We start from the raw sequence: 12,210 nt of genomic DNA, 5'->3' as shown, positions 1-12,210 counted from the left end.
GGCGCTGTGACACGGCCCTTCAGCTCAGGGCGGAGCGGCGGGTCGGGGCTTGCCACGCCCCTCCCCGCATGGGGGAGGATGGCGGCATCCGCATGAAGGGAAAAACACGGTGAGCATCGACCCGTCCTCGATTCCGAACTTCGGGGGCCAGCCCGAACCGCAGCCCCAGGGACCGGCGGGCCCCGTCCTCCCGGATCAGGACCTGGTGAAGCAGCTTCTCGACCAGATGGAGCTGAAGTACGTCGTCGACGAGGAGGGTGACCTCGTCGCGCCGTGGGAGCAGTTCCGCACCTACTTCATGTTCCGCGGGGACGAGCCCGAACAGGCGATCTTCTCGGTGCGGACCTTCTTCGACCGCCCGCACGCGATCGAGGACAAGCCGCGGCTGCTGGAGACCGTGGACGAGTGGAACCGCCGCACCCTGTGGCCCAAGGTGTACACCCACACCCACGAGGACGGCACCGTCCGGCTGATCGGCGAGGCCCAGATGCTGATCGGCACGGGCGTCGACATCAACCACTTCGTCTCCTCCACGGTCAGCTGGGTGCGGGCCGCGATCGAGTTCGACAAGTGGCTGGTGGAGCAGCTCGGCCTGGACCCGGAGGGCGGCGAGGACGACACGCCCGAGGGCGACGCCGAGTAAGGCGACTGCCCGCTCCGGCCCGGGTTTCCGCCCCGGCCGGAGCGGCATCGCGCTCACATGGCCCGCAGCCGTTCCGCCGCCTCCCGCAGCACGTCCTCGCGCTTGCAGAAGGCAAAACGTACGAACGGTGCCCCCGCCTCCCGGTCGTCGTAGAAGACCGCGTTCGGGATGGCCACCACGCCCGCCCGCTCCGGCAGGGCCCGGCAGAAGGCGAAGCCGTCCTTCTCGCCGAGCGGCCGGATATCGGTGGTGATGAAGTAGGTGCCGGCCGGCCGGAACACCTCGAACCCGGCCGCCGTGAGCCCCTCGGCGAGGATCTCCCGGCGGGCCAGCATGCCCCGGCGGAACTCCTCGTAGTAGCTGTCGGGCAGCGCGAGCGCCTCGGCGACCGCGTACTGGAAGGGCCCGGAGGCGACGTAGGTCAGGAACTGCTTGGCCGAGCGGACCGCGCCGACCAGCTCCGGCGCGGCCGTCACCCAGCCGACCTTCCAGCCCGTGAACGAATAGGTCTTGCCCGCCGAACCGATGCTCACCGTGCGCTCGCGCATCCCCGGGAACGTGGCGAGCGGCAGGTGCTCGGCGTCGTCGAAGACCAGGTGCTCGTACACCTCGTCGGTCACCACCAGCAGGTCCCGCTCCACCGCCAGCTCGGCGACGGCGGCCAGCTCGGCGCGGGTGAGGACGGTGCCGGTCGGGTTGTGCGGGGTGTTGACCAGCAGCAGCCGGGTGCGGTCGGTGACGGCCGCGCGCAGCTCGTCCAGGTCCAGCCGGAAGCGGCCCTCGTGCGGCCGCAGGGTCACCGGCACCCGCCGGCCGCCCGCCATCGCGATGCTCGCCGCGTACGAGTCGTAGTACGGCTCCAGCGCCACCACCTCGTCCCCCGGCTCGACCAGCGCCAGCAGCGCGGCGGCGATCGCCTCCGTCGCGCCCGCCGTGACCAGCACCTCGGTGTCGGGGTCGTAGGACAGGCCGTAGCGGCGCTCCTGGTGCGCGGCGATCGCGGTGCGCAGCTCAGGGACGCCGGGGCCCGGTGGGTACTGGTTGCCGCGCCCGTCGCGCAGCGCCCGCACGGCGGCCTCCCGGATCTCCTCGGGGCCGTCGGTGTCCGGGAAGCCCTGGCCCAGATTGATCGACCCGGTCGCCACGGCGAGCGCCGACATCTCGGCGAAGATCGTGGTCCCGAACTCGGCGAGCCGGCGGTTGAGATGAGGGCGTGCGCTGGAGGTCATGCCCGTCATCCTGCGCTCAAGCTCTGGAGTTCCTCAACTCCGCTTTGGCCGCCGGCCCGGCCGGGAAATTCCCCGGCACCGCGCGAGACGCGGTGACACGGCGAGGCGCCCACGGGGGGCCGCTTCGGGGGAACGGAAGGAGGGTGACGCCATGTCCCAGGGCAACTTCCTGGCGCTGGTCGTGGTGGCGCTCATCGCGGTGGCGGTCATCTCGGAGAGGCTGGGCCGCTACCTCCGGCGGACGAGGCCGGCGGCCGGCCGGGGACGCGGCGGGGCGTACCGCAGGTCGTCGTCCTCGTCCGGCGCGGTCTACGGCGGTTCGGAGTCGGGCAGCTGGTGGGCCGACGGTGACTCCGGCTCGTCGGGGCACCACGGCGGGCACCACGGGGGACACGGGCACGGCGGGCACTCCTGTGGCGGGGGTTCGTCCTGTGGCGGGGGTTCGTCGTGCGGCGGGGGCTCGTCGTGCGGCGGTGGTGGCGGTGGCGGGGGCGGATGCGGGGGAGGCGGCTGACACGGGGCAGCCGGCGCCCTGGGAGAGGGGGAACCGCATCCAGGCCGCACCGCGCCGGGCGCCTGCCGGACAAAGATCCGGCAGGCGCCCGGCGTGTCTTATTCACGACCGGCGCACGCCGTAGTTGAACACGTGAGCTGTGAGCCCCCCGAGGGATGGAAACCCAACGAAGTTGGGTAAAAACCCTGTGGCGGCAGCCTTGTTCATGGTTCCCTCTAAACGCCAACGCAGCCCCTCGAACGCCCCCTGACTCCCCATTCCGGCCGGGCCGGCTGGGCTGAAATTGGCTGATTTCCCCCCATTGCGTGTTAGCGGAGCCGATCCATGCTCACGACCCTGAACACCTCCTATACCGATACGCGCGCTGCCGACCTCGCCTGGGCCCTGGGCCGTGAACCGCTGCCCGCCCTGGCCACCCTCGATCTCGAACTCACCGGCGCCAGACTCCAGTTGCGGCTGCTCGGCGCCTCCCACCAGGTGCTCCTGGAGGAGGAGCGCGGCAACTGCTCGGAGACGGTCGCGTGCATCCCGGGCTCCAGCACCCCGCTGCCGCTGGGCGTCGCCAAGCGGGTCGGCGACTGGGAGTACCAATTCGCCGCCCGCGTCGAGGTGCTCACCCCCGGCTCGTTCGCGGGCCGCGCCCAGGAGCTGCTGGCCCTCGTCTCCGACCATCCGCACGGCCTCGCCGGAGTCTTCCCGGGCAGCCCGCACGCCTTCACCGCGATGCTGGCCCAGCGGTACGAGGGCCAGGTGCACTGGCGCACCTGGCACGCCTATCCGCAGGACGGACAGCTGGTGGCCACCCGGACCCGGGTCGGCGAGCGGGCGCGGGTGGCCCAGCCGAGCTGAGCCTTCTCCGGCGACATAAACCCGCAATGCGTCAACCGCCCCCAGATCCACACGTGTGGGTGACGAAGCGTGGCCGGGATGTGACGTAACGTCGCAGCGTGATCGAACCGCACGCCCCCGCGCCCCCAGGCGCCCCGCCTTCCTGGACGAGCCCCGCACGGCTGCCCGTCCGGCCCGGCACCGGGCGGTTCCTGGTCCTCGCGTGCGTCTTCGTCTGCGCCGCCTGCGGACTCGTGTACGAACTCGAACTGGTCGCGTTCGCCTCGTACTTGACCGGCGACTCGGTCACCCAGGCGTCCGTGGTGCTGTCCGTGATGGTGTTCGCCATGGGCATCGGCTCCCTCGGCGCCAAACGGCTGCGCTGTCACGCGGCGGCCGGCTTCGTCGCGGTGGAGACGGCGCTCGCACTCGTCGGCGGATGCAGCGCCATGGCGCTGTACGCCGTGTTCGCCTGGACCGCCGGCTGGGGCGGGGTCTGGGCCGCCGGACCGTGCTGCCTGCTCGTCGCCTTCTCCCTGGCCATCGGCCTGCTCATCGGCGCCGAGGTGCCGCTGCTGATGGAGCTGATCCAGCGCATCCGGCGGCAGGACGCGGGCGGCGCGGTGGCCGACCTGTTCGCCGCGGACTACGTAGGCGCCCTGGTCGGCGGCCTCGCCTTTCCCTTCCTGCTTCTGCCGTTCCTCGGTCAGCTGACCGGCGCGCTGCTGACCGGCACGGTCAACGTGGTCGCGGGCGGCGCCCTGGTCCTCGGCCTGTTCCGGCGCGACCTCGGCCGCCGCGCCCGCCGGCTCCTGCTGTGCACCGGCCTGCTCGTCCTCGGCGTCCTCGCCTGTGCCGCCGCCCTCGCCGGGGACTTCGAACGGGCCGCCCGCCGCGCCGTGTACGGCGGCGATGTCCGGGTGGCCGTGCGGACCGGCGTGCAGGAGATCGTCCTGGCCGGCGGCACCCACGGCCGGCCCCTCGACCTCTTCCTGGACGGCCGGCTGCGCGTCGGCGGCCGCGACGAACGCCGCTACCACGAGGCCCTGGTCCACCCGGCCCTGACCGGCCCGCACGCGCGCGTGCTGATCCTCGGCGGCGGCGACGGACTGGCCGCCCGCGAGGTGCTGCGCCACCGCGACGTACACCGCGTCGACCTCGTCGAACTGGACCCGGGCCTGCTGGAGCTGGCCCGCCGCGACCCCGGCCTCGCCGCTGCCAACGCGCACGCTTTCGCCGACCCGCGCCTCCACGCCACCACCGCCGACGCGCTCGCCTGGCTGCGGGGGACGCGCGTGCGGGCGTACGACGTCGTGATCGCCGACCTGCCCGATCCGGGCATCACCGCCGGCGCCAAGCTGTACTCCCAGGAGTTCTACGGCCTGGCCCGCCGGGTGCTGGCCCCGCACGGCCGCCTGGTGGTGCACGCCGGTCCCGTCACCACCCGGCCGCGCGTCTACTGGACCGTCGCCGCGACCCTCCGCGCGGCCGGTTTCGGCGTCTCCCCGTACCGGGTGCCTGGCCACGACAGCGGCTCCGCGGCCGGCCCCGACCGCTCGGCGGGCGCGTCCCGGGCCCCGCACGACTGGGGCTTCCTGCTGGCGGCCCCGGGCCGCACCCCGCCGCCCCTGCGCCTGGGCACCTGGCGGCCGGGCACGCTGACCCAGGCCCGGCTGACGGCGGACGCGCGGGCCGCCGACCGCACCCGGATCGACGGGCTGCGGGCCTCCACACTGGTGCGTCCGCGGTACTGAGGCGCCGCCCCGGGGAAGCCGACGGCCGCCTTCCCGCCGGGCGGACCGGTGGGCGCGTGCGCGAACGGGGGGCCGGGCGCGGAGCCGTCCGCACGCCCGGGTGAGTTCCGGCCGCGAGTGGGTAGGCTCCCGGACCATGGAGCACCAGGTCTTCGTCCAGGCTTCCACCGACCGGCTCGGCGCCGCCCTGACCGACCCCGCTCGCGTCGCCCGCGCCGTTCCCGGGCTGCAACGGGACGCCGGTGCCGAACCGATCACCGGCCGCCTGAAACTCCGCGTCGGTGGGCACTCCGTGACCTACCGCGGCACGGCCCGGGTGACCCCGCGCGCCGACGGCACCTACGGTGTCGAGGCCGACGCCACCGAGGCCCGCGGCACCGGCTCGGTGAAGCTGTCCCTGACCCTGCGCCTCGCGGACGCCGAGGACGGCTGCACGGTCACGGCCGAGGGCACGGCGACCGCGTCCGGCCGGATCACCGAACTCCCGGCGGAGTCGGTGACATCGGCGGCGACGAGGCTGCTGAGCCGGTTCCTGGAGTCGCTGGCGGCGGAGGAGACGCCGGCGGGCGACGAGTCAGGGGCTGCGGACGAACCGTCGGTGGAGCACGAGCCGGCGGTCGACGAGCCGGGTGAGCCTTCGTCGGCGGACGAGCACCCGGGGGCCGGGAAGCTCTCCCGGGCCGATGGGTCGTCGGAGACCGATGAGACCTCCGAGACCGACGAGACCGCCGAGACCGACGAGACCGCCGAGAACGGGGAGACGCACGAGGCTCACGAGCCCCAAGAGGCCGACGTTGCCGATCGGGACGCGGTGGCGGGCGAACCCCACCGCTCCGTCTTCGACACCGAGGTCCCGCCGCCCTCCCTCGACCGCGACGCGGACGAGCTGGACGGGGACGCGGACGCGGACGACGGCACCGTAGAGGCCGATGCCACCGAAGACACCGGCCCCGTTCCCTCCGACGTGCTCGCCGAGGACTTGGAGGGCACCGGAGAGCCGCTCGCCGAGGCCGCGCATGCCCGGCGGACGATGATCGGGCGCAGCGCCGAGGAGGTCGACCACGCCCCGCCGCGCGGCCGGTACGCCCCCGTGCCCGCCCCCCAGACCGTCGTCGGTAACCCGGCCCTGCGCTGGGCCGCCCCCGCCGCGGCCTTCGCCCTGGCCTCGGCGATCGTGGTCACCCGCGCCCTGCGCAGACGACGCTGACCGGCGCCCGCGCACCCGCCGCGCGCCCCAGTAGTGTCGTCCCGTGAGCAACGAAGACATCACGCTGACCGCAGGCGAAGCGGAAGTACGCGTCAGCCCCGCGAACGGCGGCCGGATCAGCGGGCTCAGGATCGGCTCCCTGGAGCTGCTGCGGCAGGGCCCGCGCTACGGCTGCTTCCCGATGGTGCCCTGGTGCGGCCGGATCCGCGACGGCCGCTTCCTGGACGGCGGCACCGTCCGCCGGATGCCGCTCAACTCCCCGCCGCACGCCATCCACGGCACCGCGCGCGACGGCGCCTGGCGCACCGCGCGCGTCTCGGCGGACGAGGCGGTGATCACGTACGAGCTGACCGACCCCTGGCCGCACCCCGGGCGCGTCACCCAGGTCGTCGCGCTCACCGAGGACGGCCTGACCCTGACCATGTCCGTGGAGGCGTACGACGACTCCTTCCCGGCGCAGCTCGGCTGGCACCCGTGGTTCAACCGGAACCTCGACGGCGCGGACGTACGGCTGGACTTCGCGCCCGCCTGGCAGGAGGAGCGCGGCGCCGACCACCTGCCCACCGGCAATCGGACCGACCCCCGGCCGGGCCCCTGGGACGACTGCTTCGGCATGCCCGGCGGGGTGGACGTCACCCTCACCTGGCCGGACCGGCTGGAGCTGAAGGTGGCGAGCCGCGAGGAGTGGGTGGTGGTCTACGACGAACAGGCCGAGGCCGTCTGCGTGGAGCCGCAGACCGGCCCGCCCAACGGCCTGAACACCCTTCCGCGCCTGGTCACCCCGCTTCAGCCGCTGGAGGCGAGTACGACCTGGAGCTGGCGCCGGCTCTAAGCTGGTCGGCATGACGGACGACGTGCGCGGCGCGCTGCTGCAGCAGATCAAGGACAAGGCCGTGGTGCACGGCAAGGTGACCCTCTCCTCCGGCCTGGAGGCCGACTACTACGTCGACCTGCGCCGCATCACCCTCGACGGCGAGGCCGCCCCGCTGGTCGGCCAGGTGCTGCTGGACCTGACCGCGGACCTGGAGTTCGACGCGGTCGGCGGGCTCACCATGGGCGCCGACCCGGTGGCCGCCGCCATGCTGCACGCCGCCGCCGCGCGCGGCCGGCGCCTGGACGCGTTCGTGGTCCGCAAGGCGGCCAAGGCACACGGGCTCCAGCGGCGCGTCGAGGGTCCGGACATCGCGGGCCGCCGGGTCCTGGTGGTCGAGGACACCTCCACCACCGGCGGTTCCCCGCTGACCGCCGTGGAGGCCGTGCGGGAGGCCGGCGCGGAGGTCGTCGCCGTCGCCACGATCGTGGACCGGGCGACCGGAGCCGCAGAGAAGATCGAAGCGGGAGCTGGTGTTCCCTACCGCTTCGCCTTCTCGAAGGACGAACTGGGGCTGGACTGACGATCCGGACGTTCCGGTCTTGACCGGCGCGTGGACCATCGGGTCATGTCTGGGAAGATGGGGCCGACGATGACGTCGCCCCCCCAGGTCTAGGTCAGGGCCGTAACGCAGAACCCCTACCCGCAACACAAGGAGCGGACAGATGCCCATCGCAACCCCCGAGGTCTACAACGAGATGCTCGACCGGGCGAAGGCAGGCAAGTTCGCCTACCCGGCCATCAACGTGACCTCCACGCAGACCCTGAACGCGGCGCTGCGCGGTTTCGCGGAGGCCGAGAGCGACGGCATCGTCCAGATCTCGACCGGCGGTGCGGAGTTCCTCGGCGGCCAGTACAGCAAGGACATGGTGACCGGCGCGGTCGCGCTCGCCGAGTTCGCGCACGTCATCGCCGAGAAGTACCCGGTCAACATCGCCCTGCACACCGACCACTGCCCGAAGGACAAGCTCGACGGGTACGTGCGTCCGCTGCTCGCGCTGTCCAAGAAGCGCGTCGACGCCGGTCTCACCCCGCTGTTCCAGTCGCACATGTGGGACGGCTCCGCCGAGACCCTCGCCGACAACCTGGAGATCGCGCAGGAGCTGCTGGAGCAGGCCCGCGCCGCCAAGATCATCCTGGAGGTGGAGATCACCCCCACCGGCGGTGAGGAGGACGGCGTCACCCACGAGATCAACGACGAGCTGTACACCACCGTCGACGACGCCATCCGCACCGCCGAGGCCCTGGGCCTGGGCGAGAAGGGCCGCTACCTGCTGGCCGCGTCCTTCGGCAACGTGCACGGCGTGTACAAGCCGGGCAACGTCGTGCTGCGTCCCGAGCTGCTGAAGGAGCTGAACGAGGGCGTCGCCGCCCGGTTCGGCAAGGAGTCCCCGTTCGACTTCGTCTTCCACGGCGGCTCCGGCTCCACCGAGCAGGAGATCCTGACCGCGCTGGAGAACGGCGTGGTGAAGATGAACATCGACACGGACACCCAGTACGCCTTCACCCGTCCGGTCGCCGCCCACATGTTCCAGAACTACGACGGCGTCCTGAAGGTCGACGGCGAGGTCGGCAACAAGAAGGCCTACGACCCGCGTACCTGGGGCAAGCTGGCCGAGGCGAGCATGGCCGCGCGCGTCGTGCAGGCCACGCAGCACCTGCGCTCGGCGGGCAACAAGATCAAGTAAGCGGTACCCCACGGCGGGCCCGGCGGCTGTCCCTGCCGCCGGGCCCGCCGTACACCTGGGGCATACCCGACGCCCGGCCGGCCTCGCCCCAGGGCAGGTGGCTGCTGTTCACCACCGTCCTCGGCTCCGCCATGGCGATGCTGGACTCCACCGTCGTCAACGTCGCCCCGCCGCGCATCGGCCGCGACCTGGACACGGGCCGCGCCGCCTCCAGTGGACCGTCAACGCCTACCTGGTCACGCCGGCCGGCCTGAGCCTGCTCGGCGGCTGGCTGGTGGCCGGGCCCGGCCGGCGCCGGGGGTTCCTGCTCAACGTGCCGCTGGCGGCGCTGTCCGTGCCGGTCGCGCTGCGGCACGTCCCGGAGCCCGCCGGCGCCCCCGCCCGCGGCTGCTTCGACGTCCTCGGCGCCACCCTGGTCCGTCGCCCGGCCCCGGACTGCCGCCGCCCGGCATGCCGGACCCATGGCAATGTGACGGCTCCGCGCTGGAGGGGGGCCGGTAGGCACGGCCGCTTCCCGGGTGCGGCTCTTGTGTGCGGTGATCTTCCGGGTGCGGCCCGGTGGTGGGTTGCCCGCGCAGTTCCCCGCGCCCCTAGCAGGGCGCTGTCCGTACCCCCTGCCGCGCACGCCCGCACACCCCCGTGAGACACACTGAACCCATGACGATTCACCAGAACCTTCTCGGCGGACCGCCCCCGACCCACCTCCCCGACGACCCCGGGCCCCGCGAGGCGCTCGCGGCCGGTACCGCGCCGGCGGAGGTCGCCGCCCAGCACCCCACCTCGTCCCTCGCCTGGGCCCGGCTGGCCGACGACGCGTTCGAGCGGGGCTCGGTCGTGGAGTCGTACGCCTACGCCCGTACCGGCTACCACCGCGGCCTGGACGCGCTGCGCCGCAACGGCTGGAAGGGCCACGGCCCGGTCCCGTGGGAGCACGAGCCGAACCGCGGCTTCCTGCGCGCGCTGCACGCCCTCGCCCGCGCCGCCCAGGCGATCGGGGAGCAGGAGGAGTACGAGCGCTGCTCCCAGTTCCTGAAGGACTCCTCGCCGACGGCGGCCCAGACCCTGGGCTGACCGGCGGGACGCACGTCACCGGTGTGGCCCGTCTGGCGACAGGCGGGCCTTGCCGTCCCCCGGGGCATTGCGGAGGATGGCGGGGTGGGGACCGGGGCCCCCGTGCCGGCATCGGCAGGGGCGGACCGCTACCCGGAGTAATACAGGAGACAGCGATGTCCCAACAGGCTCACCACCCTCACCAGGCCGCTGAGCCCGAGACCCCGAACCTGGATTTCGCGGGGACGACGCCGTACGAGGACTACGTCAAGGCCGACGTCCTCACCCACCTCCAGCACACCCTCTCCGACGACCCCGGGGAAATGGTCTTCCTGGTGACCACCCAGGTCATGGAGCTGTGGTTCACCGTGATCGTGCACGAGTGGGAGACGGCCGCCCATGCGCTCCGTTCGGACGACGTACCGACGGCGCTCGCCGCGCTGAAACGTTCCGTGCGGGAGCTGGAGGCGCTGAACGCCTCCTGGAAGCCGCTCGGCCAGCTGACCCCGGCGCAGTTCAACGCCTACCGCGGCGCGCTCGGCGAGGGCTCCGGCTTCCAGTCGGCGATGTACCGGCGCCTGGAGTTCCTGCTCGGCGAGAAGTCCGCCTCCATGCTCGTACCGCACCAGGGCGTCCCGCGCGTCCACGCGGAACTGGAGAAGGCCCTGCACGAGCCCAGCCTGTACGACGAGGCGCTACGGCTCCTCGCGCGGCGCGGGCACCCGATCCCGGACTCCGTGCTGCACCGGGACCTGGCCGCCCGGTACGAGCCGTCCCAGGCCGTGGAGGCCGCCTGGACCGCCGTCTACGCGGGCGACGAGAGCGACGAACTCGCCCGGCTGGGCGAGGCGTTGACGGACGTGGCCGAACTGGTGTGGCGCTGGCGCAACGACCACCTGGTGGCCACCCGGCGCGCGATGGGCGCCAAGCCCGGCACGGGCGGCTCCGCCGGCGTGGCCTGGCTGGAGAAGCGCGCCCGCAAGAACGTGTTCCCCGAGCTGTGGACGGCGAGGTCCCATGTCTGAGTTGGCCCTGCACGCGGAGAAGCTGGACGCGGAGGACGGACTCGCGCCCCTGCGGGACCGGTTCGTCCTCGACGACGTCGTGTACCTGGACGGGAACTCCCTGGGCGCCCTGCCCGCGCACGTCCCCGGCCGGCTGGCGGACGTCGTCCGTCGCGAGTGGGGCGAACTGCGCATCCGCTCCTGGGAGGAGAGCGGCTGGTGGACGGCGCCCGAGCGGGTCGGCGACCGGATCGCCCCGCTGGTGGGCGCGGCGCCGGGCCAGATCGTCGTGGGCGACTCGACCAGCGTCAACGTCTTCAAGGCGCTGGTCGCGGCGGTCCGCATGGCGGGCGACGGCCGTGACGAACTCCTGGTCGACGCCACGACGTTCCCCACGGACGGCTACATCGCCGCCTCGGCGGCCCGGCTGACCGGCAGCACCCTGCGCCCGGTCACCCCGGCCGAGGTGCCGGGCGCGCTGTCCGGCCGTACGGCCGCGGTCCTGCTCAACCACGTCGACTACCGCACCGGCCGGCTGCACGACCTCCCGGCGCTCACCGCCGCGGTCCACGCCTGCGGCGCCCTCGCGGTGTGGGACCTGTGCCACAGCGCGGGCGCGCTGCCGGTGGGCCTGGACGAGCACGGCGTGGACCTCGCGGTCGGCTGCACCTACAAGTACCTGAACGGAGGCCCGGGTTCACCGGCGTACCTGTACGTCCGCGAGGAGCTGCAGGACCGCTTCGACTCCCCGCTGCCCGGCTGGAACTCCCACGCCGAGCCGTTCGGGATGAGCCCCGAGTACGCCCCGGCGGCGGGCGCCGTGCGAGGGCGGGTCGGCACGCCGGACATCCTCTCCCTGCTGGCGCTGGAGTCCGCGCTCGACGTGTGGGACGGGGTGTCCGTCACCGCCGTCCGCGCCAAGTCCCTGGCGCTGACGGACTTCTTCCTGCGGTGCGTGGCCGCGTACACCGAGCCCGGCCGGGTGGAGTGTGTGACCCCCGAGCGGCACGCGGAGCGGGGCAGCCAGATCGCCCTGCGCTGCCCCGACGCGGGTGAGGTGATGAAACGCCTGATCGGGCGGGGTGTCGTGGGCGACTTCCGGCACCCGGACATCCTCCGCTTCGGCTTCACCCCGCTGTACGTGGGGTTCCGCGATGTGGAGCGGGCGGCGCGGGTGCTGGGGGAGGAGTTGGCTTAGGGGGTTCGGGTTCGGGTTCAGGTTCGGGTTCGGGTTCAGGTTCGGATTCGGGCCCGGGTCCGGGTGCGGGCGTGAGGGGGAGGCGGGGGCCGGACGGGTTCCCGTCAGCTTCGCGCTCCGCTTCCCCTCGACGTGCGGGAAATGCCCGTGTCCCCGCACGTCACCGGCCTGGTACCGTCCCGGCCGACGGCCGTTTCCCACCTGGTCCGCCATCCCCGTTCCGT

At 73.3% G+C, this 12,210-nt stretch carries 11 protein-coding genes and 1 pseudogene; 11 read left to right on the top strand and 1 reads right to left on the bottom strand.

Translation table 11 applies throughout. The features are described 5' to 3' along the window. Positions 1-109 precede the first annotated feature (109 nt). The gene (locus Srubr_RS30135) at positions 110-643 is read left to right on the top strand and encodes a YbjN domain-containing protein (protein ID WP_189998932.1); all 534 of its coding nucleotides are present in this window, start codon (positions 110-112) and stop codon (positions 641-643) included. Between the two features lie 53 nt (positions 644-696). On the opposite strand, the gene Srubr_RS30130 is transcribed toward Srubr_RS30135, so the two are convergent. Then, a complete protein-coding gene (locus tag Srubr_RS30130; RefSeq protein ID WP_189998934.1) occupies positions 697-1,881 on the bottom strand; it encodes a pyridoxal phosphate-dependent aminotransferase in 1,185 nt (394 codons plus the stop codon). 829 nt (positions 1,882-2,710) lie between these two features. Between Srubr_RS30130 and Srubr_RS30125 the strand changes: the two genes are divergently transcribed. From Srubr_RS30125 to kynU, 10 genes and pseudogenes are all read left to right on the top strand, one after another. Then, positions 2,711-3,235: a DUF2617 family protein gene (locus Srubr_RS30125; RefSeq protein WP_189998936.1), complete on the top strand. Its 525-nt coding sequence runs from the start codon at positions 2,711-2,713 to the stop codon at positions 3,233-3,235. A 98-nt stretch (positions 3,236-3,333) separates the two neighbouring features. After that, the gene (locus Srubr_RS30120) at positions 3,334-4,968 is read left to right on the top strand and encodes a polyamine aminopropyltransferase (RefSeq protein ID WP_189998938.1); all 1,635 of its coding nucleotides are present in this window, start codon (positions 3,334-3,336) and stop codon (positions 4,966-4,968) included. 136 nt (positions 4,969-5,104) lie between these two features. After that, complete coding sequence (locus tag Srubr_RS30115) at positions 5,105-6,175, top strand: SRPBCC family protein (RefSeq protein WP_189998940.1); 1,071 nt, start codon at positions 5,105-5,107, stop codon at positions 6,173-6,175. Between the two features lie 43 nt (positions 6,176-6,218). Further along, complete coding sequence (locus Srubr_RS30110; protein ID WP_189998942.1) at positions 6,219-7,007, top strand: aldose epimerase family protein; 789 nt, start codon at positions 6,219-6,221, stop codon at positions 7,005-7,007. A gap of 10 nt (positions 7,008-7,017) precedes the next feature. Continuing rightward, on the top strand, positions 7,018-7,569 hold the full coding sequence (gene pyrE / locus Srubr_RS30105; RefSeq protein WP_030620592.1) for an orotate phosphoribosyltransferase: 552 nt from the start codon (positions 7,018-7,020) through the stop codon (positions 7,567-7,569). Between the two features lie 142 nt (positions 7,570-7,711). Then, on the top strand, positions 7,712-8,734 hold the full coding sequence (fbaA, locus tag Srubr_RS30100) for a class II fructose-bisphosphate aldolase (protein WP_189998944.1): 1,023 nt from the start codon (positions 7,712-7,714) through the stop codon (positions 8,732-8,734). A 62-nt stretch (positions 8,735-8,796) separates the two neighbouring features. Beyond that, positions 8,797-9,149: pseudogene (locus Srubr_RS30095) on the top strand (hypothetical protein); the annotation flags it as partial. Positions 9,150-9,391: 242 nt separating this feature from the next. Next, positions 9,392-9,805 carry a DUF3151 domain-containing protein gene (locus tag Srubr_RS30090; RefSeq protein ID WP_189998946.1) on the top strand — a complete coding sequence of 138 codons (414 nt, stop codon included), beginning with the start codon at positions 9,392-9,394 and terminating at the stop codon, positions 9,803-9,805. A gap of 155 nt (positions 9,806-9,960) precedes the next feature. Then, entirely contained in the window at positions 9,961-10,809 is an 849-nt protein-coding gene (locus Srubr_RS30085) for a tryptophan 2,3-dioxygenase family protein (protein WP_189998948.1), read from the top strand. Then, the gene (gene kynU, locus Srubr_RS30080; protein WP_189998950.1) at positions 10,802-11,986 is read left to right on the top strand and encodes a kynureninase; all 1,185 of its coding nucleotides are present in this window, start codon (positions 10,802-10,804) and stop codon (positions 11,984-11,986) included. Before Srubr_RS30085 ends, kynU begins: the two co-directional genes overlap by 8 nt. The last annotated feature ends 224 nt before the right edge of the window (positions 11,987-12,210 follow it).

Source organism: Streptomyces rubradiris (assembly GCF_016860525.1).
Lineage (GTDB): Bacteria > Actinomycetota > Actinomycetes > Streptomycetales > Streptomycetaceae > Streptomyces > Streptomyces rubradiris.
Note: the sequence above shows the minus strand (reverse complement) of the source record. Positions and strands in the feature narration are given on the sequence as shown.